This is a genomic window from Ruegeria sp. CDSA141 (assembly GCF_059612005.1).
In genome coordinates, this window is sequence record NZ_JBXWPT010000016.1 from 18,794 (window position 1) to 39,964 (window position 21,171).

The 21,171-nt window shown below is 56.1% G+C and carries 19 protein-coding genes; 4 read left to right on the top strand and 15 right to left on the bottom strand.

All coding sequences use genetic code 11. The annotated features are described in order from the left end of the window. The first annotated feature begins 21 nt into the window (after positions 1–21). Positions 22–1,734 carry a winged helix-turn-helix domain-containing tetratricopeptide repeat protein gene (locus AC2FLP_RS17965; protein WP_010443842.1) on the top strand — a complete coding sequence of 571 codons (1,713 nt, stop codon included), beginning with the start codon at positions 22–24 and terminating at the stop codon, positions 1,732–1,734. 379 nt (positions 1,735–2,113) lie between these two features. On the opposite strand, the gene AC2FLP_RS17970 is transcribed toward AC2FLP_RS17965, so the two are convergent. The 9 genes from AC2FLP_RS17970 to AC2FLP_RS18010 all read right to left on the bottom strand — a co-directional run bounded on the left by AC2FLP_RS17970 (position 2,114) and on the right by AC2FLP_RS18010 (position 10,939). After that, positions 2,114–3,502 carry an NAD(P)/FAD-dependent oxidoreductase gene (locus AC2FLP_RS17970; RefSeq protein WP_281973938.1) on the bottom strand — a complete coding sequence of 463 codons (1,389 nt, stop codon included), beginning with the start codon at positions 3,500–3,502 and terminating at the stop codon, positions 2,114–2,116. 34 nt (positions 3,503–3,536) lie between these two features. Then, a complete protein-coding gene (locus AC2FLP_RS17975; RefSeq protein WP_281973939.1) occupies positions 3,537–5,042 on the bottom strand; it encodes an aldehyde dehydrogenase family protein in 1,506 nt (501 codons plus the stop codon). A 12-nt stretch (positions 5,043–5,054) separates the two neighbouring features. Then, positions 5,055–5,399 carry a cupin domain-containing protein gene (locus AC2FLP_RS17980; RefSeq protein ID WP_281973940.1) on the bottom strand — a complete coding sequence of 115 codons (345 nt, stop codon included), beginning with the start codon at positions 5,397–5,399 and terminating at the stop codon, positions 5,055–5,057. Positions 5,400–5,412: 13 nt separating this feature from the next. Continuing rightward, positions 5,413–5,772, bottom strand: a complete 360-nt coding sequence (locus tag AC2FLP_RS17985) for a cupin domain-containing protein (RefSeq protein WP_281973941.1) — start codon at positions 5,770–5,772, stop codon at positions 5,413–5,415. After that, the gene (locus AC2FLP_RS17990) at positions 5,769–7,055 is read right to left on the bottom strand and encodes a nucleotide disphospho-sugar-binding domain-containing protein (RefSeq protein WP_281973942.1); all 1,287 of its coding nucleotides are present in this window, start codon (positions 7,053–7,055) and stop codon (positions 5,769–5,771) included. Before AC2FLP_RS17990 ends, AC2FLP_RS17985 begins: the two co-directional genes overlap by 4 nt. A gap of 19 nt (positions 7,056–7,074) precedes the next feature. Next, on the bottom strand, positions 7,075–8,139 hold the full coding sequence (locus tag AC2FLP_RS17995; RefSeq protein WP_281973943.1) for an ABC transporter ATP-binding protein: 1,065 nt from the start codon (positions 8,137–8,139) through the stop codon (positions 7,075–7,077). Next, positions 8,136–8,927, bottom strand: a complete 792-nt coding sequence (locus AC2FLP_RS18000) for an ABC transporter permease (RefSeq protein WP_281973944.1) — start codon at positions 8,925–8,927, stop codon at positions 8,136–8,138. Before AC2FLP_RS18000 ends, AC2FLP_RS17995 begins: the two co-directional genes overlap by 4 nt. 1 nt (position 8,928) lies before the next feature. Next, positions 8,929–9,783 carry an ABC transporter permease gene (locus tag AC2FLP_RS18005; RefSeq protein ID WP_281973945.1) on the bottom strand — a complete coding sequence of 285 codons (855 nt, stop codon included), beginning with the start codon at positions 9,781–9,783 and terminating at the stop codon, positions 8,929–8,931. Between the two features lie 106 nt (positions 9,784–9,889). Continuing rightward, the gene (locus tag AC2FLP_RS18010) at positions 9,890–10,939 is read right to left on the bottom strand and encodes a polyamine ABC transporter substrate-binding protein (RefSeq protein ID WP_281973946.1); all 1,050 of its coding nucleotides are present in this window, start codon (positions 10,937–10,939) and stop codon (positions 9,890–9,892) included. Between the two features lie 191 nt (positions 10,940–11,130). On the opposite strand from AC2FLP_RS18010, the gene AC2FLP_RS18015 reads away from it, so the two are divergent. Together AC2FLP_RS18015 and AC2FLP_RS18020 are read left to right on the top strand one after the other, a co-directional pair. Continuing rightward, positions 11,131–12,063, top strand: a complete 933-nt coding sequence (locus AC2FLP_RS18015) for an FCD domain-containing protein (protein ID WP_281973947.1) — start codon at positions 11,131–11,133, stop codon at positions 12,061–12,063. Then, the gene (locus AC2FLP_RS18020; RefSeq protein WP_281973948.1) at positions 12,060–13,346 is read left to right on the top strand and encodes a glycosyltransferase; all 1,287 of its coding nucleotides are present in this window, start codon (positions 12,060–12,062) and stop codon (positions 13,344–13,346) included. Before AC2FLP_RS18015 ends, AC2FLP_RS18020 begins: the two co-directional genes overlap by 4 nt. Positions 13,347–13,970: 624 nt before the next feature. On the opposite strand, the gene AC2FLP_RS18025 is transcribed toward AC2FLP_RS18020, so the two are convergent. The 6 genes from AC2FLP_RS18025 to AC2FLP_RS18050 all read right to left on the bottom strand — a co-directional run bounded on the left by AC2FLP_RS18025 (position 13,971) and on the right by AC2FLP_RS18050 (position 19,221). After that, positions 13,971–14,594, bottom strand: a complete 624-nt coding sequence (locus AC2FLP_RS18025) for a DUF3800 domain-containing protein (RefSeq protein ID WP_496685312.1) — start codon at positions 14,592–14,594, stop codon at positions 13,971–13,973. Beyond that, the gene (locus AC2FLP_RS18030; protein WP_282170903.1) at positions 14,591–14,908 is read right to left on the bottom strand and encodes a hypothetical protein; all 318 of its coding nucleotides are present in this window, start codon (positions 14,906–14,908) and stop codon (positions 14,591–14,593) included. Before AC2FLP_RS18030 ends, AC2FLP_RS18025 begins: the two co-directional genes overlap by 4 nt. 264 nt (positions 14,909–15,172) lie before the next feature. After that, entirely contained in the window at positions 15,173–16,210 is a 1,038-nt protein-coding gene (locus AC2FLP_RS18035) for a hypothetical protein (protein WP_282170902.1), read from the bottom strand. A gap of 86 nt (positions 16,211–16,296) precedes the next feature. Beyond that, positions 16,297–18,132, bottom strand: coding sequence for a relaxase/mobilization nuclease domain-containing protein (locus tag AC2FLP_RS18040; RefSeq protein ID WP_496685316.1), 1,836 nt, complete (start codon positions 18,130–18,132; stop codon positions 16,297–16,299). Further along, entirely contained in the window at positions 18,129–18,548 is a 420-nt protein-coding gene (locus tag AC2FLP_RS18045; protein WP_496685319.1) for a hypothetical protein, read from the bottom strand. Before AC2FLP_RS18045 ends, AC2FLP_RS18040 begins: the two co-directional genes overlap by 4 nt. 472 nt (positions 18,549–19,020) lie before the next feature. Continuing rightward, entirely contained in the window at positions 19,021–19,221 is a 201-nt protein-coding gene (locus AC2FLP_RS18050) for a hypothetical protein (protein WP_496685321.1), read from the bottom strand. A gap of 588 nt (positions 19,222–19,809) precedes the next feature. Between AC2FLP_RS18050 and AC2FLP_RS18055 the strand changes: the two genes are divergently transcribed. Then, positions 19,810–20,838: an IS110 family RNA-guided transposase gene (locus AC2FLP_RS18055; protein WP_496685324.1), complete on the top strand. Its 1,029-nt coding sequence runs from the start codon at positions 19,810–19,812 to the stop codon at positions 20,836–20,838. Positions 20,839–21,171: the final 333 nt, after the last annotated feature.

A 21,171-nucleotide genomic window follows, 5' to 3' on the forward strand; every position in this document is an offset into this window, starting at 1 on the left:
CCTCGTTCGTGGGAGCGGAAGATGCTCCTCCCCGTTGCCGAAGGGCCACTGTCGAAAAAGTCGAGACAGTGGGCATTGGCGATGGTCGAATTGGAGGACCAGCCGGTGCGATTTACCAAACGAAAAACCTTGAAATCTTCCGAAATCCGCCTGGGAACCGTGATTGTCGAGCGGACAACCGGCCGGGTCTACGACTTGGCCGGAAACGAAATAGAGCTGAGGCATCAATCCCGCGAAGTCCTTGTGGCATTGGCAAAAAAAGCCGACCAGACAGTAACACGCGAAGCGCTGATCGACGAGATCTGGTCAGGCCGCGCCGTTGCAGCCGACAGCGTCGCGCAATGCATCGCGGAAATCCGACGCGTGGTGGGCGATACCGAAAAACGCATTATCGAAACTGTTCCGCGTGAGGGCTACAGGCTGGTCCTGCCCGCCCCGGAAACCCACTCCACGACTTCGAAGAAACGGCTTGGCGCCTATTCGATGGTGGCCGCCCTCGCGGTTTTCGCCCTGATCACCGCCTATGTTCTGACGCGCCCTGACAACGACATCGATGCACCGGTGGTCGCCGTCCTGCCGTTTGAGGATTTCTCTGTCGAGCCGCACAAGGGCTTCTTGAGCGACGCGATCAGTGAAAACATCATAACCGCCCTGGCACGGTTTCCACAGATGGCGGTCATTTCGCGCCGCTCCAGCTTTCAGTTTCGCGACTCGCCTCAAGGGATTAGTGAGATCGCCAAGGCGCTTGGGGCCGATTTGGTTCTTGAAGGCAGCCAGCAATATGACGGCTCGCGGCTGAAGATCACCGCCCAGTTGATCGACGGCGCAACAGAAGCCCATATCTGGGCGGATGAGTTCGACGTGCCGCTGAGTGCGATGCTTGAGGCAAACAGCGAAATCAGCCGAATAATCGCCAAGGCTGTGGGCACAAACGTGATTGATACCGCGGATGCCAGCATGTCCGCTGGCGATGTCAGCGCCTTGATGATCTCGAATGCAGCGCAAAGCCGGATCATGCGCAACTTCACCCGCGAAAACCTGCTGATCAATATCGAGGAACAGGAACAGTCCATGAAGGACTACCCGGACTCCGCCTGGGGCTTTTTGGGGCAGGCCCTGTCGTTGCGTATCGGGCTCCACAATGGCTGGATCGAAGGCGACGAAGTGGCCCTGCGCAAACGGATGAACGATCTCGCCCGCCGGGGCGTCGAGCTCGATCCCAACAATTTCCTGGCCTACCATGCGCTCGGGCGGGCCTTGATGTTCGACGGCAATGTCGAAGACGCGGCACGCGCATTCCAGCGCGGGATCGAATTGAATCCTTCGTCCACCATCGTTGGCAACGGGCTCGCGGTATCGCAGATATATCAGGGCAAGACGGATGAGGCCCTGGCGACACTTGGTCAGCTGGAGCGCATTGACCCGCTCAAACACTTTGACCTGCAATGGAACAAGGCGTGGGCGTTGTGGCAGAAAGGGGACTGTGACACCGCTCTGGACTCGTTCAAATCAGCGCCCTCGATGCCGGTCGCGGCAAACAAACTCCTTGCGGCCATTCACCATTGCCTTGGCGACAAAGACAATGCGGCAAAAGCCATGAGCGACTATCTTGCGGAGAACCCTGACTGGACCGTTTCGCGGGTGAAGGGCATAGAATCCCGGATGTGGACCGCCCCCGGGGCACTGGATCGCTGGCTTGTCGCGATGGAGGCTTCCGGAATGCCTCAGCATTGATGGCGTCCCGCAATCACGGCATTGCAGACAATCATTCATCGCGCGGAAAAACGCACTCAGGGCTCAGAGCAGTCATCTGACATTTTCAGTAGGGCATTGAGCCGGTTCAGAGGGCTTCAATGTCTGCTGAGCGGACTGAGTGTGAGTTCGCTGCGATTGCTCCAATGTCGGATATCAAAAAAGTTCTGCCACCTGTCGTCAGACGCTCAGGTAGTAAAGTCCTATTTACCTGCTTTCCAACACTCATGCTCTCCCTTTCACCTGGAGAGGATTGATTCAAGCCACGCACAGCGACAAAATCGGCCAGGGAGGTGAAAAGTGTTGAAAGGGAAGGCCAATCCATAAGACCACTTGGCTGTGCGATGGCGGTCTGACGTCTTCAGGAATCAAAGCCAATTCCCAGCCGATCAAGACACCTTAGGTAAAACGACCGATTTCCGGTCTGATCTTCCCAGGCCAGATCTCGTTGCGCGCGGCGGATTGCAAGGCTTCTCAGCGGCTCGGGGGGAAAGGGCACCGGGCGGCGGCGTATCATGCTCAGCGTTGTGCGTTCGGTTTGTTTGCCCTCCAGCATGTCCAGCATCGCAAGGGCCGCGAACCGCGAGGCGGTAACCCCTTGCCCGGTGAACCCCATCGCATAGGCCAACTGGCCATCAAGGGCGGTGTTGACAAAGAACGTCGTGCGGGCCGAGGTGTCGATGATCCCGCCCCAGGCATGCGAAAACTGCACGCCGTCCAGTGCCGGGAGAGCCGCCCGGAAAGTACCGGCAAGCCGGTTGAACGTTTCTGGCCGATCCTGCAGGGCGACATCGCGGTCGCTGCCATAATGATAGATAGCGTCGTACCCGCCCCAAAGGATACGGTTGTCTGCGGTTTTACGGGAATAGTGAAACTGATTGCCGCTGTCAGCGACCCCGTGCCGCCCCTCCCAGCCAATGGCGGCCAGTTGATCGGCATTTAACGGCTCAGTCACAAGCGCGTAGTCAAACACCGGGATAATCGCGGCGCGCAGGCGTTTCAGCAACGGCACGGCGGCGTTTGTGGCCAGAATTATCTGTCGCGCGGAAATGCGCGCCTTATCGGTTGCCAGCCGGATAGACGCACCCTGTTTGGGAAGCGCTGTTACCGGTGAATGCTCATATAGTTCGACACCCTTGTCGATGCAATTTTCCCGCAAGCCTGCAACCAGTTTACCGGGATTGATCAGAGCATAATTGGGCTCAAACAGGCCAGTATCATATACGGGGCTGTTCAGCTTGTCGTGCAGATCAGCGCCTTGCAAAATCTGCGTGTCATACCCGAACCGCGCAAAAACCTCCTGCGTGGCCTTCAGGCCCTGCACCTGCCATGGGGTGGCCGCGACATTAAGCTTTCCCGCGCGCTCAAACTCGGCGTCTATGCCGAAATCTGTGATATCTTGCTGAAACCCATCAAGGTTCTCGTGGCCTAGCCGGACAAGGGTTTCGGCTTCCTTCGGCCAGCGGGCAACGGCATTGGCCGCCCCATGTGAAATGCTTGGGGCGCAGAAACCACCATTGCGCCCGCTGGCGGCATTCCCGCATCTGTCGGCCTCCAGAACAACGATGTTTTTGTCCGGCCAGCGTTCGCGGGCCTTCAGCGCGCTCCACAGGCCGGTGAATCCCCCGCCGACGATCGCCAGATCACAGGTCAGATCATCCTCAAGGGATGGGTTGTCAGCCCCTGGCACATAAGAACTGGTCCAGAACGGTGTTTTGGTTAACTGATCGGGATCGCAAAAATTTTGCACCTGACAGGCTTTCTAAAAGTACTGCATGAACGGATCAGACATGTTTGCGCCCGCCTGTTTCCAGAAACCAATCGTCGGGATAAGGGTACCACCACTCATGGCGCACCGGTTTGTGATCAAGAACAACCATTTTTGAGCGCCGGAATGCATCCAACCCCTGCCGGCCCAACTCGCGCCCAAGGCCCGAGCTTTTCCACCCCCCGAACGGCAACGCATCATTGTCGATCATCGGGTTGTTGATCCAGACCATGCCCGCCTCCAACCGCTCTGACGCTTCATGTGCTTCGGCGAGGTCGGTGGTGAAAATCGAAGCGCCCAGCCCGAAGGGGCTGTTATTGGCCTGTTCCAGCGCCGCGTTAAAATCAGGCACGCGGACAATGGCAACAACCGGCCCGAAAATCTCTTGCTTTAGCAGATCCATATCCGGGCGACATCCGGTCAGAATTGTTGGTTCATAGTACCAGCCGTTGTCCAGCCCCGGTGGCACCCGCCCGCCGCATTCGACCTTTGCACCCTTGTTCACGGCATCAGCCACCAAACGCTCTACCTTGTCGCGTGCCGCCTTGCTGACCAATGGGCCTATTTCGGATTTTTCAAGCCCGTTGCCAATGCGCAGACGGCTCGTTTCCGCAACGAAAGCTCTTACAAACGCATCATGGACGGCATCCGTCACAAACAGACGCTCGGTCGAGGTGCAGACCTGACCGGACAGGTGGAATGCCCCGGTAACCGCGCCGGCGGCGGCAATGTCTAGCGGCGCATGATCTGTAACGATCATCGGGTCAGAACCGCCAGCCTCGATCACTGCCGGTTTCATCCGCGCGCCTGCGGCACCAGACACGGCCCGCCCCGCCGCCACCGAGCCGGTAAAGGCGATGGCGTGGGTCTTGTCGCTTTCCACCAGTGCCTGTCCAACCTGCGCCCCGCCGGGCAGACAGGCCACAAGGTCCGGTGGCATATCGTCAAACACCTGCATGAATTCCAGCGTTGAAAGTGTGGCCGCTTCGGCCGGTTTGATGACACAGCCATTGCCCGCCGCCAATGAGGCCGCAACCGTCCAGCACATCAGCAGGATCGGGAAATTAAACGGCATGATATGGGCCGAAACGCCGTAAGGTTCATACCGCGCATATTGCAGCGATCCGGCTTGTGTGGTGCCGGCCAGCTTACCGGCCTCATCCCGTGCCATTTCTGCGAAATACCTGAAGACGGGTGCACAGTTTGCGACCTCACCAATCGCCTCGGGGTAAGGCTTGCCCATCTCCCGGCTCATCAGAATGGCGCATTGCGTCATGTCGGTGGCCTCGATCCTGCTGGCCAGCGCGTGCAACTTCTGCGCTCGGGATTTGGCATCCACTTTTGCCCACAGTTTTTGTGCTGCATTGACCCGGGCAAGAGTGGCTTCCAGCTCCTCACCGGATACCTGGGCGCGTATACCAACCTGATCCTGAGTGGCCGGGTCGATCACTGGCACACCCGGCATTTGGCTGAGTTCGTAGGTTGGCGATAGATAATATCGCGCTGTCGTTTCACCAGGCATTCTGCGCTCCCTTCAGCGGATCATGTAGACCTTCTTGACCGTCTCGTGTACCGTGCACACCCCTTTCCAGTCCTGCGGGAAAAACGCAGCCGTATCGGGCATGATCTCGATGACATCGCCGCTTTCATGCACATAGGTACATCGCCCTTCCAGAAAGTGGCAAAATTCATCCTTCGTGACATGGCAGTCCCATTTGCCCGGCGTGCAGATCCACAAGCCGCACTCGCTTTGCCCGTCCGGCCCCTTGTGCAACAGTTTACCGGACGTGTGCGATGTGCCCTCGATCATGGTCGGAATCTCGCCCCAGTCCACCGTGTCAGTGATTTCAAGCGGCTTGTGCATCACGGGTGTTTTCATCGGCGTGTCCCCTTCAGGCTAGCATGTAGATGTTGCGGGTGGTATCGTGGATCGTGGCCTCTCCGGTCCAGCCAGCAGGGAACAGCACGCAGGTGCCCGCACTGACCTCGATCACTTCACCGCTGTCTGACACATAGGTGGCTCTTCCGGCGACGAAGTGGCAGAACTCGTCGCGCGGCACAGACAACCGCCAGCACCCCGGCGAACACAACCAGACGCCGGTTTCCGGTGAATTGTCCGGTCCTTTGTGCAAAAGCCGCCCGGTGGAATGTGACTGACCTTCGACCATATCGGGCTGTGGCCCCCAATCCAGCAGGTCATCATAGTTGGTCGCCTGATGGATATGGGGGGCCGTAGAAGACAGGTTGGTCATGCGGATGACCCTGCCAGATCAACCAGTATCCTGGCGGCTTTTTCCTGTCCGTTTTGCGATTGCATATGGGCCGAGGTTTGCTGCAACCGGTCGGCCATCGCCTTATCCGTCAGGCAGGCTTCGATCTTCGCGATTAATTCCTCGTCGGTCCATTCATAGCGATCCGAGCGGAACCCATGCCCGGTTTCCTGCACCCGCATCGCGTTGTCGTGCCCGTCCCAGACATAGGACATGATAATCGCCGGTTTGCCGAAATAGAGGCATTCGGTAAACGAGTTGTTGCCGCCATGGTGAATAACCGCATCAACCTGCGGGATCACCGAAGGCTGCGGATACCAGCCCTCGATGATGACGTTGTCGGGGATGTCTGAATACTCTTCCTTGTAGTCGCCGACATTGACCAACGCACGGTAGCGCGAGTTGGCGACAAGATCGATCAGACGCTTGAGCAGATCAGTGTCACCCGCCCCCAGAGACCCAAACGAGATATAAAGCAACGGCCCGTCATTGTTCTTTTTGAAAGTCGGCACCTCATAAGGTTCGTCCTGACGCACACAGCCTTCAAGATACTGGAACTGTGCGGGATTAAGCGGCGCGGACCGGGTGTATTTCACTTGCTCGGGGTAGAGCAGCAGGTTCATGTAGGGCGACGCTTCAAAGAATTGGCCAATCGGGTAGGCGTCTTCGCCCGTCGTTTCCAAAAAGGCGTTAAAATCGCCATGGATCGGCTTGATCACCTCGTTGAACCGGGCCCGGAACGCGGCGTGACCTGCTATATCGTCTTCGGCCATACCCGACAGATGCGGTGGAATGCTGTCATCCTCGATCTCGTTTTCCGAGCATGAGATGATGCGTACCCACGGCACGCCATACTGCTTGATCGCGGGGAACAGGATGACGTTATCAACTGAAATCACATCCGGCTTGATCTTGGCAAGAATTCCCGGCAGATCCTTTTCCGCCCATTTGGCGCTGTCGACAATCGCCTCCCAGCATTCCTTGACGTAGTTATCAATCTGGTCGATCGGCGCCTTGCGGAAATTCGGGATATGACCGTTGATAAAGTCTTCCCAAAACTTGGCCATCTGTTCAGGTGGCATCGGCTCGGACAGGTTGACCGGATGCGCTTCAAACCCATAGCCTTCGTACACCTCGATAAAACCAGGGTCGGACAGAAACACGGCCTTGTGGCCCATACGTTCCACCGCCTGGGCAATACCAACCGAGTTCAGCGCCGGGCCAAAAGCCGCTTCGGGGAAAAATGCAAAGGTTTTCTGTGTCATTGTAGTCTCCTTTGTTGTTTCAAGCCGCAAAAATGCGGGTATCCTTGGCCGACCAGCCGACGGTGACGTCATCATCAATCGACAGGGGGCGTATTTCAGCCGCATCAGCGGTCAGGCGTACCAAAACCGGTTGCGGGGATGTGGGTGTTTCCAGATGCAGGTGCAGATCAAGCCCATGATAGGCCATCGCCCGCACGGTGCCTGAAAGGCTGTTGTCATTGCCCTCGCCGCCCAAGTGAAGCCGCTCTGGCCGGATTGCCGCGACAACATCCGCCCCGTCGCTTAGGCCATCGGGAAGCTCAGCCTTGAACATCTGGCCGTTGGCGGCAAGAACTTTGCCGCCCGATACCTTTGCAGGCAGGAAATTCATGACACCGATAAAATCCGCAGCATAGCGATTGGCAGGATGCTCGTAGATTTCCCTTGGGTTGCCGCATTGCAGTAGCTGACCATCTTTCAGAATGGCAATGCGATCGGCCATGACCAGCGCTTCTTCCTGATCGTGGGTCACGACAATGAAGGTGATGCCAAACTCATCCTGGATGCGCTTCAACTCTAGCTGCATTTCGCCGCGCAGCTTCTTGTCCAGAGCGCCAAGCGGTTCATCCAGTAGCAACAGGCGGGGTCTCTTGACCAGCGCGCGGGCAAGTGCGACGCGTTGTTTCTGGCCACCTGACAACTGATCGGGTTTGCGGCCAGCAAGATGCGATAGCTGGATGATGTCCAGCATATCGGCCACCCGCGATTTGATCTCCGAGCGGGGCAGTTTTTCCATTTCAAGCCCGTAGGCGATGTTCTGTGCAACACTCATATGTGGGAACAGTGCATAGGACTGGAACATCAGGTTCACGGGCCGATGGTTCGGCTGCACATGCGAAATGTCGTGACCATCAAGATGCACGGTGCCCGCGCTTGGCATCTCGAACCCGGCGAGGATGCGCAGCAGGGTGGTTTTGCCACTACCCGAGGCACCCAGAAGCGCGAAGAACTCATTTTCCGCGATATCCAGCGACAGGCCGGCTACCGCCTGAACAGCGCCAAAGCATTTCTCGACATTGCGAAGTGACAAAAGAGGGGTGGTCATTGTCCCGGCAAACCTCCGCGGTTCAGACGTTGCGACAGCGCCAGTGCAACCACCGACAGCGTCATGACGAGGGTGGCCAGCGCATTGATCTCAGGCGTGACACCAAACCGGATCATGGCAAATATCTGCATGGGCAGGGTGATGGAATCGCGTCCCGCACCGGCGGTGAAAAAGGCGATGATGAATTCGTCCACCGATAGGGTAAAAGCCAGAAGCGCCCCCGCAATGACTGCGGGCATCATGACCGGTAGCACGATCCGCCATAATGTGACCGGGGTGGATGCGCCAAGGTCGGTGGAGGCCTCAACAATCGACCAGTCGAAGGTTTTCAGGCGTGCGCGCACCACCGAACACACAAAGGCCAGGTTGAACACCACGTGGCTGGCAATGATCGTGTGCAGGCCCATTGTGACATTCAGCATGGAAAAGAAGCTCAGAAGCGCGATGGCCAGAACAATGTCCGGGATGATCATCGGGGCAAAGATGATGGTTTCCAGAAAGCGCCCCTTGCGCCGACGGATTTCCACGCCGATTGCCAACAGGGTGCCCAGAACCGTTGCCATCAGCGTTGACACTACGGCTACGATTAGGGTGTTCAGGGCCGCGCCAAGGATCTGATCGTTGGCCAGAAGTGCGCCATACCACTTGACCGAGAACCCGGTCCAGGCCGTGGGCAACCCGCCTTCGTTGAAGGACAGGGCGAACAACACCGAAATCGGCACGTAAAGAAACGCAAACACGGCCGCAATGATCATGTACATCAGGCGAAGGTTGCTTTTCCCGGCCATCTCAGCTGCCTCCGCCACGGCCGCCAGAGGCACGTTCGGTCGCAAAGGTCTGCAATGTCAGCAGCCCCATCATGATTGCGATCAATATCATCGATAGCGCAGATCCAAACGGCCAGTCATTGGCGGTCAGGAACTGGGCATAAACAAGGTTGCCGATCATCTGGAATTGCCCACCCCCCAGCAATGCCGGGGTTACGAAGTTGCCGATCGACAGGACGAAGACAAACACGAAACCGGTGGCGATTCCCGGCACTGTCAACGGCAGGATCACCCGGCGAAACGTGGTCCAGCCTGATCCGCCCAGATCGCGTGAGGCCTCGGATATTTCTGGGTTCAGGCGCGACAGCGGCGCATAACAGGCAAGAATCACAAAGGGCAGGTAGTTATAGACCAACCCGGCCACAACGGCGCCTTCGGTATAGAGAAGTTTGGGCAGTTCTCCGTCATACCCCAAGGCGCGCGCGATACCGGTTATCAGTCCCTCGCGGTTCAGCAGCACGATCCAAGCATAAGTGCGCACCAGATAGTTTGACCAGAACGGCAGCACTGCGAAGAACAGCAGCACAGGCTGGCGCCGGCGCGGCATCGCGGCAATCGCGTAGGCCGCCGCATAACCAACGACCACCGCGATCAAAGCCGAAAGCCCGGCAATCCAGGCCGATTTGAGAAAGATACCGGCATAAAGCGGGTCAAACACCAGTGCGATGTTTTCGAGCGTAAAAGTGTATTCAATACCGCCGTAAATACCGCGCCGGAAAAACGCCAATGCCAAAATTAGCAGACACGGGATAACCATGAACGCGGTCAACCAGGCCAGCGCGGGCGACATTAGGTAGATGGGTTTGCGGTCTTTCATGGCGGCAATTTCTGTCCACGCGCCGCTGCAACGCGACGGGAGAGGTTAAACAATAGCGGAAAGGGGCACCAAGCCTTGGCGAAACGCCCCAACCTATTTGGCGATGTTAGTTCGCCGCCTTGATTTCCGAAACGATGCGCGAATAGTCTCGCTGCGCTTCACCCACATCACGAAGTTGTTCATAGGCCGTCATCTCGGACGGGCTCATGCCCATGTTCGGGAAAGTCTCAATCAGACTGGCATCCAGCCCTTCCATCGCGGCCTGATTTGGAACCTTGTACAAAATGTTCTCTGCCGCCCAGCGATGCGTTTCGGCACCCAGGATGTAATCCACGAATGCATAAGCCGCGTCTTTGTGTTCAGAGTTTTTGAGGATCACCATGGTATCAACCCACAGATCAGACCCTTCTTCAGGCACAACGTATTTGATGTCGGCGTTTTCGGCGATGCCATAGTTGCACCAGCCATCCCATGCGTGCACCAGCTCCGCTTCACCCGATACCAGTTTGGAATAGAAAGTGGTGTCGTCATAGGCCAGCAGCGTGCCCTTGGCGCTAATCAACAGGTCGCGGACCTCGGCCATTTTGTCGGCATCCGTTTCGTTAACCGAATAACCTTTGGCCAGTTGCCCTGCACCTAACAGCCAGCGATCCGTGGCTAGCATGGTGGTTTTGCCGGAGACTGCATCACTTGGTGCTAACAGGTCCATCCAACTGTCGGGCACGTCGGCCACCAGATCTGAGCGATAGCACAACCCGGTTGTGCCCCACGCATAAGGCATCGAGAACTTATTGCCCGGATCGTGGTTAAGCGTCGTTGCCTCGGCATAAAGATTGGCCGCGTTGGGCAGCTTTGCATGGTCCAGTTCCTCAGCCAGCCCGAGGTTGTGCAACACTTCGGCGAACGGCGAAGACACAAAGACCACATCATAGCCTTTGCCCTTCGAGGCAATCAGCTTGCCCATGATTTCTTCGTTGGTTGCGTGTAGCACCAGTTCAGCGGTGTTGCCGGACGCGGTGTTAAACGCCTCAACGGCATCAGGTGCCATGTAGCCATCCCAGTTGGACACAACGAGATCTTCAGCCCATGCGGCACTTGCGAAGCAGGTCAAACCCACCCCAATCAGGGCCCGGGCAGTAGGTGATTTGTGGAACATACCATTCCTCCAGTTCAATGTTGGATGATCGCAAAGCCAACGCTTCGTGATCTTAGATTCTTCAAAGCGGTTCTTGCTGACCGCCTTGGATTCAGTATTATTATGTGAAAAGATACGTCAATCTGTATTCAATGTTCTTTTTCGGGGCGTGGCTTGTTTCCCGAATTTTTTGCCCCCGAAAGGCCGAGCTGATGACCGATGCGCGTCGCAACACACGACAAAACCACCTCGAGCTAGCCCAAAAAGTGTTGAACATAGCGTTCGAACGCGGCATGAAGGCCGGCGACCACTTGCCCGAACAGGGCTTTTCCGCCGCCTGTGGTGTGTCGAGAACCCCAATCAGGTCTGCATTTAAGCTTTTGGAAGAAAACGGAGTTCTGTCATGGAAGGAGGAGGAGGGTTATTTTCTGGCAATTCAGACACGAGAAGAACAGGCCGAAGCAGTACGCAGGCTAGAAGACCTCGAAGATTCCCTAGCTAGGCGCATTCTGTCTGATCGCGCCGAGCGCCGTATCGGCGAAGTTCAGTCCGCCAGTGCCCTCGTGCGTCGTTACAAAGTCTCACGCAATACTGTACTTAATGCATTAAAAATACTATCTCGCGATGGCATTGTTACCCAATTGCCCGGCAGATCTTGGGCCTTTCAGCCAATCCTTGATTCCCCAAATTCCGTCGAAGACAGCGTTGCCTTCCGTCTGACCATGGAACCTCAGGCGATCCTGGCACCTAGGTTCACAATGGATTTCAAGCGCGCCGGGCTGCTGCGCAGCCAGATGGAAGACATCCTGAAGCTTCGTAACGGAAGCATCACCTGTTCCGGGTTCCGGGCAATTGATACAGAGTTTCACAGCTTCATCGCCGAATGTTCCGGCAACCGTTTCATCCGCGGCAGCCTGCTGACACATCACCGGTTGCGCCGGACCACCCAGAAAGATGCCTCGATACCGGATTTCCGGCTACGGCAATCGCTGGAAGAGCATCTGGAAATTCTTGAAAGCCTTGAGCGCAATCAGTTCGACCTGGCGGCGGACCAGATGGTCCTGCACCTACGCAAGTCCCGGGTGCGCCGCCCCGAAGCCGCCAACCGCGGTATTCCTCCAATGAAACGCGGGGTGCAGTCATGACATCCGGGCCAACCATTGCCCTGTTCCCCGAGGCAAGCTTTGGTGCCGCGCTGAACTGCGTCGGGATAGCTCAGGAACTGGAACGACAGGGTGCCAACCCGGTGTTTATCTGCCACCCGGGCTTCACCGGCGTGTTCGCTGAATATGGTTTCAAGGAGTATCACCTTCCTGAGCAAAGGCGCAGCAACGACGCGTCAAATGAAGATTACTGGCAGGGCTTTATCAACACGCATCTACCGCACTTCAACCTGTCCGCCCTCGATCAGCTGGCAACCTACGTCGCTCCAACCTGGGAGGCGATTGTCAGCACAGCCGAAGCTGTCGAAGACGGATTAAGAGACCTCTTCAACCGGATCAAACCGGATGCAATTCTGCTCGATAACGTCATCATGTTTCCCGCTGTCGCAAACGCTGGCTGCCCCTGGGTGCGGATCGTATCCTGTGCGGAAACCGAGCTACCTGATGCCAACGTGCCACCGTATCTCTCTGGTCTGGCGCCCGATGATGTTCCGGCACGTACCGAATTCGAAAAGGCCTATGTGGACAACACCCGCGCCCCACATCGCAGGTACAACGAATTTCGCAAGGCCCGGAAACTACCGCCCCTTCCCGCAGGGATTTTTCTTGAAACGTCACCGTGGCTCAACCTGCTTCTGGCGCCTGCCTGCGTGCGGTACCAGCGCGCCGAGGTTTTGCCTGAAGGCCAGTTTGTCTTTCTCGAAGGCTGCGTGAGGGATGAAGGCCATTTCAAGTCACCGCATTTCCCCAAGGACAACGGCCCGCTGGTGTATCTCAGTTTCGGCTCTCTCGGGGCAAGTGACACACAGCTGATCGGGCGGATGATAGAGGTCTTCGCCACATTGCCGGCGCGGTTCCTGGTGAATGTGGGTGGCTTTCTGGAGGCTTATAGTCAGGTTCCTGATAACGTCATTCTGGGAAGCTGGTTTCCCCAACCTTCTGTTGTGGCCGAATGCGCCGTGATCATCCACCATGGTGGCAACAACAGCTTTTGCGAGGCTCTGTATCACGGTGTTCCGTCGCTGGTGATGCCCTATTGCTGGGATGGTCATGACAATGCGCAACGCGCCGAGGCCGTGGGCGTGGGGCGCGCAATCCATCGCGCAGACTGGGAGCCAGAAGACCTGCGGTCCCTGATTCTGGAGCTGTTGAACAATGCGCCCATGAAAACTCATCTAGCTGAAATGTCGGATGTGATGAAGAAGCACTCGGGCACGCGAAAAGCTGCAGAGGCTGTCCTGAAGGTGGCTCTTGTACCGGCTTGATGTTAGGCGACAATGCCCTTGGCACGATCAGAAATCGCTCCGGAATTTGGCAGTTTCTGATCGCCGTGCGTCTTTTCTTTGCGCAGTACCTTATGTCAGAAGCAACTGACCTGCTGACCGATTGAAAATGGGTGCTCGCAAGAAGATTGGCGCGTATCCCACGCAGTAAAAAGTCGAATCTTCCCCGTCGAAACCCAACGCCAACAAGTTTTGGTAAAATGCATTGAAGGCGCATTTGATGGTCCTTCGTCGTCAGGCTTCCCTGATTCAGAATCGTACGCTTTGCTGCCATTCGCGCCCCGCGCGGCATCCGTCAGAAAGGGCTCGCAGCCGACATTCGGTAATTTCACTCAGACAATTGACGGGCACCAAGGGGTCAAGGTCGGCAAAGTGCTGTAAGCGGCCTAATGCACCCACAGCAGCCAAATTACGCAGCGACGGCGGCTTAGGGCTCGTTGAACCCTGTAGGGTTGTCGAAAAAAAGGGGCTATATGCCCCTTTTTTTGTGGAAATCGTATGGGCCGCAGCTTATATACGAGTTGTGAAGTCGCCCTGCTGTACCGAACTGTCTCCGTATGGTGTGCGTTCCATGGGTTCACATGGATAGGTCAGCAGAGCGCACCCTTACTTGAATTCCCACACATCGCTGACGCACCCAGACCGCTCTAGCATTGTGCGCCATCTGGCACCGTCTCGCCGTTTGTCCGAATAGGAGCGTGCTATGGCACCGGCGCACATATCTGCCAGCTGAACCAACGGATCCTTTCGTGAATCTCTGAAGTCAAATTTCTTGATGGAGCCTTTTGGAAGCTCGCGTCTCATGTACCCGACAAGTTCCTTTCGGAACCGTCTGTCACCTGAACCGTCAAGTACGACCTTTGCACCTTTGAGCAAACCGCCGTCCTTCTCAAACATCATTTTTGTAAAGTAGTTGTAGAACCGTCGTGGTTTTGTTCGCAGATGGTGAGAGATAATCTCTTCTTTCTGTACTACGACAGACCGACATTGGAAGTCCCAGGCCGCAGCAGCTTCAAAGAAAGCGTCGCGCGAGACGTCACGCGTTTTTGAGAACTTCCACTCGGGCTTTACACGTTCTGTGCCCATCAGAGCGGCGATTTCATCCCCTACAGGCTTCGACGCTGCCGCATCCTTGAACACAACTACACAGAGGACAAAGACTTGGGATGAACCCTTGTCCAACTTGAAGCCAGGATCTCCGGACTCATCAATAAAAGCGAGCGCGCTCAAGCCCCGTATTCCTCTGTAGTGCGACGGTCCCATTCATCGTAGCGCGCCTGCGCAATTTCTCTGAAGATCGGATCTGTCGCAAAGAAATGGCTGTGATCGTACACGACATATTCGGCGAACGGAGGGGGATGCCCCATATCCAGTTCGTCATATTCGAAGTATTCTTTTAGGGCAGCAAGAATCGCCACTTTGTTCACACAACTTTCGGAAAACCAACACATGCGGTTTTCCGCGAACTCTCTCTCAAAATCAGGATTGATTTGTTTCAGCTCTCGGTAGTCGTCGCGTAGGTAATCTTCAACGGTAAAGGCCATTTTAGTGATGCTCTAGGTGTCTAATCTTCTCGATGTGGCGTCGTATTCGCCGGTAAAATCAGTATTTCCGGAGTCGCTTGGTATCAAGCCCATGTGCATCATTTCATCGAGGTTAACCAACCCTCGTTTAAAAAAGGTGGGATGAATACGCGCGCTTGAAACCTCACCGCGATCCTACAGCAATTATCAGCTCTGAATGTGAATTACGTTCGTATGTCGGCCGACCTCTCGAAGCGGTACACCTCCCCGTTTATCCAAGGAGTCCTAGAGGCTGTGATCATCATTTTCGTGGGTGTGCATCACCTGTTCGCGGGTATGGGCAATCTCTTGCACCACGGCGGCAATCTTGCTGGATGAAACCTGATGAAGCTCACCGACAACGGCCTCGGCGCGCTCGTAGCTGTCTGGCACGCCTTGGCTGTTAAAATGGGCCGCAGCGGTGGAAATATCCGCGTCTTTCCAAGTCGCCGTTGTGCCGACTGAAACGCTGTCATGATCGTTGTAGCGGGCTAGGAATTTGTTTCCATCGAGTCCGAAGCTGTTGGCAGTCGCCACAATGTCATCACGCACAGCCAGCCATTTTTCGGCTTCTGTCGGGTCCAGGTTATCCAACTCGGCCGCATTCATGGATGTGGTGTAACTGTCATCAGTAACAGCGTACGCCTGCAGGTCAGTGTCGTATGGGCGCAATTCTGCAACATCGCCCTTTAGCTCGCCGATCTGCACGTCCATGGCGGCACGTAAGTGCGGATCTTCGACCTCTCGTGCAAGAGCTTCCATATTCTCGATAGAGTTCACAATATCCTTGGTCTGCTGTTCGTAGTTCTCAAAACCGGCCTGCCCCAGAGCGGATTGCATATACTGAACATAGCGATCACCGGGAGACTGGTAATCGTCGGAATCCTGAAAACCTTTGTCGCCGGACAGATCCGCAAGGGACGAATAGTAGGGGTGAAACAGGTCGTATTCCTGAGCATCGTTCATGTGCTGAGAAACCAAGGCCTGCATATCGTTCAGATCAACCGGCTCCCCCGACCGCTCCGCAGCCTCCAATTCGATTTTCAGTTCTTCGACCAGATTTTGTTGCGCCGTGTGTTCGTCAACACGGCGGTTGGCCTGGTCCTCGATGTCGAAGCTCTTTGAAGCGATGGCTGCACGATCAAAGCCCATCGCCTGCTGTTCTTTCTTGATGATGTCGATCTGCTCTGAAACGCGATCCTCGCGCGGGGCGGATTGATCAAATTGGGAATAGGGTGCGAAGTGTTCAACTTCGTTCAAAAGATAGTCTGTACGCGAAACCATAGTTTTTCCTTTGCGAGTTGATGGATAACTCAGTGATGGATCTGCCTACGGCGTTGGCGCACTCATCAGGCAGACCGGGTGAAGTCCTATAGGCTGTGACCGTCATCGTCACCGCGCCCTTGCAAGAGCGGGTGCGTTGCGTGGGCGTGAACGTCCGAGAGTTCTTCTGAGATTGCGATGATCTTGGAAGAAGCAAGCTGGTGCAGCTCGTCAACAACGGCCTCCGCGCGGTCGTGGCTGTCCGACAATCCTTGAGCCTGGAAGTGGGCCGTTGCGGTCAAAATGTCGTCGCTGCGCCATCCCATTGTAGTACCCAAAGTGACGTTGTGATGATCGCCAAAGCGGGCAACAAATGCCTCGCCATCGAGGCCGTAGCTGCTGGCCGTGTCGGTGACTTCGTTGCGGATCGCCGCCCACTGTTCGGCCTTTGGATAATCCAAGACATCCATTTCGGCGGTGCCCATTCCCATCATCGTTGAATAGCGGCGGTCCTCGATGATGAAGGCTTGAAGGTCTGGGTCGTTAGTGCGCAGATCCGCAACGTCGCCCTTCAGCTCACCAATCTGAATATCCATTGCGACACGCAGATGAGGGTCGTCAACCTCACGGGCCAGCCCTTCCATCTTGTCGATGGATTGCAGCAATTCTTTGGTCTGAGTCTGGAAGTCCTCATAGGCCCCCTCGCCCAAGGTATCCTGCATATAGACCTCGTAGCGGCGTGATGCCGGGGCGTAATCTGCGGACGCCTGGAACTCCTTGTCATCGACAATATCAGCAAGGGCAGACAGGTGCGGATGGCTCTGCTCGTTGTCCCGGACGTCGCTGATATGGGCAACAACCTGCGCCTTCAGCTCGGGTGTAATCGTTTCCTCAGAACCGCCTAATTCGATGTGTCGCCGCAAATTGCTCATGACTTCGGGCGACACATAAGACGGGTCTCCAGGCTCGCCATAGTCATCAAAATGATGGGCCTGATCCAGCAGATGTTCCATTCTCGATACCATAGGTTCCTCTCCTTCAACGAGCATGATGGCGTACTCTTCGATCCGGTCTTTGACGGCGTTGGCGCGCTCATCAAACAGATCCGACATTCTTGCGATGGATAGAGTCATCACATCGGCGGCCATGTCGCGGGCCGTAACTTCGACTTCCGGAGTGCTTTCAACAACCGACATTCCGGCCTGAACTTTCCAAGTGTCGGTCTCAACTTCCTGCCGCAAACCGCGTTCAACGCGGGTCGTCGCGGTCAGCTCAATTCCGTATTCCTCAGCGACCTCGACCTGGATAGAGCGCTGAACGTCGATGTTCATTTCGCTGCTCATTCCCATAGCCAACCACTGCCCATGTTCAACGCCTCGGTTGTTCACAACGATGTGGACATGGGGGTTGTCAGTGTCGTTGTGAAACACGGTCAGATAGTCCCACGTATCGCCAAAATCACCGCTTCCAAATAGTCGATCAGCGAACTCCAAACCGGCCTCATGAGCGGCGTCCGGATAGGTACCTTCGGGGAAAGAAACGATCAAGTGACGGGTGTAACCGTAGTTGGTTTTCCCGTTGAAATCCTCGGCCCAAGTCTCGATCAAATCACTGACCTGATCCGCAACGAGCGGGGTCACGCCATTGTCTCGGATGTCCAATACACCCTCTGCCCTGACGGTCAGATAGTTGATCTGTCGGCGCAGCTCATGCGCGTTTTTTACCCCGCCTTTGCGGACGTGTTTCACAACTGCCTCAGGCTTGCCAACCACGGCACCAAGCCGCGCCTTGATGGATGAGGCCCGCGAGATCATGAACTTCATGCGCTTGGCGGTCTGCAGCTGCTGAGTGATCTTCTTGGTACGATCGACACCTTTCTGAGCCTCGCGGAACGCAAGCTCCAGCAAGTCTCCCGCTGTCAGATCACGGGCAGCGGCATTCATTCTTCAGGTGTCCAATCGTCGTCGCGCAAGATCCGGCGAATGGCGGATTCCGGCTCTCGGTTTCGACGGGCGGCAATGATCATCGCCTTCAAGTCTTGCCGGTGCTGGATGATCGCGCGATGGAGATTTTCGACGTCGCGGCGGTCGTCGTCCGTCCAGATCACCGTGCCGCGCTTGGCCGATTTCGCAAGCTGGTTGAGGTTGGTGTATCCGCCCTGAACCTGCCGCAAGTTCTTCTGCCAGAGATCGACAACAGCGGGGTCAGGATCGAGATAACCGATCAGGCGATAGATCAGACGCTGGATGATTTGATTGCGGCTCTTGGCCCCCAGCACGGTCACAGCCGCTTCCAAACGCTCCAGCGCATCCAAAGGCAAACGTACGGAAAAGACGGTGGTGTCGGAGGGCTTGCTCAATGTATACCTCTGGTTGTATTTTCAGTTTGTAACACAACTACCTTATCCTGTCATACTCTCCAAGAGGAAACCGGGGGTGATTTTAGAAATCCGCATTTTCTAAAATTGCCCTCGGAACAGTTTTGCTCTTGGAGGCAATCTCCACGCCGGGAAAAGGGTCCCGCCCCTTTTCCAGCCAGCAGGCGTGGGTGCCGGTGGACTGGCGCAGGGCAATCATGCACCGCATGGGCTGCCCGAACGGCGCCCGTCACATACCGGCACGTTCAAGGTCAGTATGGCATTATTCGCGCGCCTCAGCGCGCTCTGTTTCCCGCCGCTTGCGCGGCGGGTGTGGCAGGGTTGAGAGCTACCGCACCGCGGAAGGTCACCGCCCCTGCCCGGCCGTTAGGCCTCGCGCCACGTGTGGCGCATCTGTGGTCCGGGTTTTGGCCGGAGCGCAAGAAAGGGCGGCTTGCGCCGCCCTGCCCTCCTGTCACTCGGTGACGGGATCGTCATCGGTGCGCTTCGGAAAGGCCACCATCTCAACGCCGGGGAACATGTTGTGCTTGACCTGGATCGAGGTGATGTTGCCACTCTCATCGGTATTGACGAAAAGAACCCCGCACCGATCCCAGAAGTTTTTGTCTTCTTTTTCACCGGTCTTGACGTTCAGTTTTAGAGTTTGAGTTGCCATTGTTTGATCCTCGCTATGGCGTGTTTCGATGAACATGGGAAAAGCGGGCACAAAAGGGGATGTCAGCAGAGAATTTGGTCCGCGCGGAATGCGCCATAGGTGCAGGGGAAATTCCCTGTTGAAGCGCAGCGCCCGGTCCGGGCACCGCGCGTCTTCCCCGACTACCCGCTTATGTTCATCCCTTCAGAAACACGGCAGCCGAGGATCATCTCCAGCAACGAGGTTGAAACTGTCGGGCCAAGTGAATAGGCAAGACTTTCTGGGATCGCTGCGCGCGGACCATCTGAACAATGCGATGTGGTTTATGGCGGCAACATCGCCTCGGTCCGACACGGGCGCAGTGCTCAATTTGGAGTGCGGGTGGCCTTTGCGGATCGGTATGACCTTCGTGGCAAAAGACGGACGATCACCGGCGGCAATAGTCGCCCATTCCTACTGGCGGAGGCCAAAGACCGGACGGTCCGGTCCTGGTCCGCGCTTGCGTGGATCAGGTTAACAGATGGGGTGGTTGCCGCCCTCATCAGACGGCATCGCATTGTGCCAAAATGGTGGGATCATCGCCCACGTTAAGAGAGGACGGCAACCGCTATGCAAGATACAATGATCGGCGTAGATCTGGCAAAAAACGTTTTTCAGCTTCACGGAGCATCACCGGAGGGGCATGTAAAATTCCGCAAGAAACTGACACGCGCTCAGTTTCGGAAATTCATGTCGGATCATCCCCCTGCTTTAGTCGTGATGGAAGCATGCGGCAGCGCCCACTATTGGACCCGCGAAATGGCTGCCCTCGGGCACCAGGTGAAATTGATTGCTCCTCAATACGTAAAGCCATTCATCAAGCGGCAGAAGAATGATGCCGCAGATGCTGAAGCAATTGCCATCGCAGCACGCCAACCGGAGATGCGCTTCGTTGAACCCAGATCAGAGGCCCAGCAAGCTCGGGCTGTCCTATTTCGGTCGCGGGAGCGTCTGGTGCACCAGCGCACTGAGCTTACGAACGCTTTGCGAGCCGTGCTCTATGAATATGGCCATGTGGTGCCCAAAGGAGTGGCGCATCAAAAGCGCCTGAAGGAGATCGTCGAAGCTGAAGACAACGAACTTCCGGCTTTGGTGCGTGAGGAGTGCTTTGATCTTCTTACGCAGATCGCCGAGAAGACAGCTCGCATAGAAGCACGTACGAAACGCGCAAATAAGTTGGCTTCGGAAACAGGTCTCGCAAAGCGAATTCAGACAATGCCCGGAGCTGGGCCATTGACTGCCTTGGCAATTGAAGCCTTCGCGCCTGATATGAGTACCTTTGAACGCGGGCGTGACTTCGCGGCCTGGTTAGGCTTGGTTCCGATGCAACGATCATCGGGTGGAAAACAGCGGCTTGGCCGCGTGTCTAAAGCCGGACAAGCCGACATAAGGCGATTGTTGATAATCGGAGCAATGTCACGGTTGAGCAGGTTTGGGCGCAGGAGCATTCGGGAAGGCTCTTGGCTGGCAAAAATGCTGGAACGGAAACCGCGCATGTTGGTCGCAATCGCACTTGCCAACAAGATGGCACGGCAGATCTGGGCGATGATGACAAAAGGAGAAGACTATCGGGATCCGGCACTGACTGCGGCAAGTTAAGACCTGCCTTTTTCAGTTGCTGGTAGATGTGAGAAAGCAATAGTTTGCATGGGCAAATGATCGAACGATCTGGGTCGGGGAAACCAGAGAGTCCGGAAGAGTATGAAAAACTCGGTTAACAGATTTGGACCTGATCCGCTGATCACCATACCGGCCCTGCGGCATCGGAAAGGCCGCAAACCAGAGGCCTGACAGAAGTCCGCATTCGATCACGTCTGTTACTAGCTATTATCTCTTGCATCCCAGGCGGCAACCACAGAAGACGGACTCAACTTGGCGAGGTGAAATCTGACCAATAACCACCGCTAACACTCGGATTTGAGCTTTGCTGCC

What these genes read in the sequence shown, in the direction of transcription:
- AC2FLP_RS17990 (WP_281973942.1), bottom strand. Translation starts at nt 7,055, where the DNA reads ATGACACAGAAAACCTTTGCATTTTTCCCCGAAGCGGCTTTTGGCCCG.
- AC2FLP_RS18000 (WP_281973944.1), bottom strand. Translation starts at nt 8,927, where the DNA reads ATGGCCGGGAAAAGCAACCTTCGCCTGATGTACATGATCATTGCGGCC.
- AC2FLP_RS18035 (WP_282170902.1), bottom strand. Translation starts at nt 16,210, where the DNA reads ATGGTTTCGCGTACAGACTATCTTTTGAACGAAGTTGAACACTTCGCA.
- AC2FLP_RS18010 (WP_281973946.1), bottom strand. Translation starts at nt 10,939, where the DNA reads ATGTTCCACAAATCACCTACTGCCCGGGCCCTGATTGGGGTGGGTTTG.
- AC2FLP_RS17975 (WP_281973939.1), bottom strand. Translation starts at nt 5,042, where the DNA reads ATGCCTGGTGAAACGACAGCGCGATATTATCTATCGCCAACCTACGAA.
- AC2FLP_RS17965 (WP_010443842.1), top strand. Translation starts at nt 22, where the DNA reads ATGCTCCTCCCCGTTGCCGAAGGGCCACTGTCGAAAAAGTCGAGACAG.
- AC2FLP_RS17980 (WP_281973940.1), bottom strand. Translation starts at nt 5,399, where the DNA reads ATGAAAACACCCGTGATGCACAAGCCGCTTGAAATCACTGACACGGTG.
- AC2FLP_RS18050 (WP_496685321.1), bottom strand. Translation starts at nt 19,221, where the DNA reads ATGGCAACTCAAACTCTAAAACTGAACGTCAAGACCGGTGAAAAAGAA.
- AC2FLP_RS17995 (WP_281973943.1), bottom strand. Translation starts at nt 8,139, where the DNA reads ATGACCACCCCTCTTTTGTCACTTCGCAATGTCGAGAAATGCTTTGGC.
- AC2FLP_RS18030 (WP_282170903.1), bottom strand. Translation starts at nt 14,908, where the DNA reads ATGGCCTTTACCGTTGAAGATTACCTACGCGACGACTACCGAGAGCTG.
- AC2FLP_RS18005 (WP_281973945.1), bottom strand. Translation starts at nt 9,783, where the DNA reads ATGAAAGACCGCAAACCCATCTACCTAATGTCGCCCGCGCTGGCCTGG.
- AC2FLP_RS18020 (WP_281973948.1), top strand. Translation starts at nt 12,060, where the DNA reads ATGACATCCGGGCCAACCATTGCCCTGTTCCCCGAGGCAAGCTTTGGT.
- AC2FLP_RS18015 (WP_281973947.1), top strand. Translation starts at nt 11,131, where the DNA reads ATGACCGATGCGCGTCGCAACACACGACAAAACCACCTCGAGCTAGCC.
- AC2FLP_RS18055 (WP_496685324.1), top strand. Translation starts at nt 19,810, where the DNA reads ATGCAAGATACAATGATCGGCGTAGATCTGGCAAAAAACGTTTTTCAG.
- AC2FLP_RS18040 (WP_496685316.1), bottom strand. Translation starts at nt 18,132, where the DNA reads ATGAATGCCGCTGCCCGTGATCTGACAGCGGGAGACTTGCTGGAGCTT.
- AC2FLP_RS17985 (WP_281973941.1), bottom strand. Translation starts at nt 5,772, where the DNA reads ATGACCAACCTGTCTTCTACGGCCCCCCATATCCATCAGGCGACCAAC.